Consider the following 1,113-nt stretch of genomic DNA (forward strand, 5'->3'; position numbering starts at 1 on the left):
CACGGGCCAATTACGTGAGCGCCGACACTGCGCACCCCGAAGCCCTCTGAACCCACGGTCTGACCCCGCAGATATGCCGGTCGCAGGGTGCTGGGTGCTGTCCCGCACCGCACCGTGCCGGTCACCGGCGGACACGAGCCGCCGGCAAGCCGGGCGGGCACCAGTACGCGCAGACTGCTGCGGAGCCGGCCCAGCACCCGGGTACTGATGGCGGCCACCGCGGCGAAGCAGACGTTGCCGTCGGACCTGTTGTCCCAGAGCTCAGGAATGTCCGGCTTCAGCAGATACAGCAGACGGCAGGTGAGGGTCACCTCGTAACGTGGAGTCCGTGACGCCAGGGGAAGTTGAGGTTCATAGGATCCGAGAAGCAGAAGTACGACACTGAGTTCTGTGAAGGTGCTGTACGCATCGTGATCGAGACGGGCAAGCCGATCCCGGAGGTCGTCGAGGACCTCGGGGTTCATCCCGGCACGCTGCACAGCTGGGTCTCGCAGTAGCGCCGCAACGGCTCGGCCTCCTCCGACCGGCCCGCGCCGGCCGAGGCGAGTGGCCGGCTGCGGGAGGCTGCATGGCCTTGTGGGTGAAGTAGCTGCTGCGGACCCGGCCCGGGTGGCCGGGGTGATCAGCGACTGCAGGGCCGGGCAGAACATTCCGCACACCATTGCATGCCGCGTGCTGGGCGTGAGCGAGTCATGGTTCTACCAGTGGCGCGACCGGCCCGTCACCGCCCGTGAGGTGCGGCGTGGGGCGGCTGGCCGACGCCATCGGGCGGATCTTCGAGGAGTCGGGCGGCACCTACCGTTCCCCGAAGATCTGGATCACGCTCGTCCGGGAAGGATGGCGCATCTCGGTGAACACCGTTGCCGAAATGGGCCTGGCCGGACGCAGGATCCGTCGCAGGCATGGCCTCACGCGCCCCGGCAGGCGGCCCGCGGCCCCGGACTTCGTGCGCCGCGACTTCAGCGCGGACGCCCCTGACCAGGTCTGGGCTGGCGATATGACGGAGATCGTCACGAGCAAGGGGAAACTCTACCTATAAGTGATCGATCTGTTCTCGCGCCGTCTGCTCGGCTATGCCATGGGCGCCCACCACGATGCCGAACTCGTCGTCGC

General features: G+C 67.8%; 3 protein-coding genes. 2 read left to right on the forward strand and 1 reads right to left on the reverse strand.

Features of this window, described 5'->3' with window-relative positions; translation table 11 throughout:
• Window positions 1-311 (reverse strand): hypothetical protein (locus tag ACLHRZ_RS37220; protein WP_490423008.1); only part of this gene is annotated, 311 nt, incomplete at its 3' end.
• A 99-nt stretch (window positions 312-410) separates the two neighbouring features.
• Between ACLHRZ_RS37220 and ACLHRZ_RS37225 the strand changes: the two genes are divergently transcribed.
• Together ACLHRZ_RS37225 and ACLHRZ_RS37230 are read left to right on the forward strand one after the other, a co-directional pair.
• Window positions 411-497 carry a hypothetical protein gene (locus tag ACLHRZ_RS37225; RefSeq protein WP_490423010.1) on the forward strand — a complete coding sequence of 29 codons (87 nt, stop codon included), beginning with the start codon at window positions 411-413 and terminating at the stop codon, window positions 495-497.
• Between the two features lie 245 nt (window positions 498-742).
• Entirely contained in the window at window positions 743-1,039 is a 297-nt protein-coding gene (locus ACLHRZ_RS37230) for an IS3 family transposase (protein WP_490423009.1), read from the forward strand.
• Window positions 1,040-1,113 lie beyond the last annotated feature (74 nt).

The organism is Streptomyces sp. AM25 (assembly GCF_058146165.1).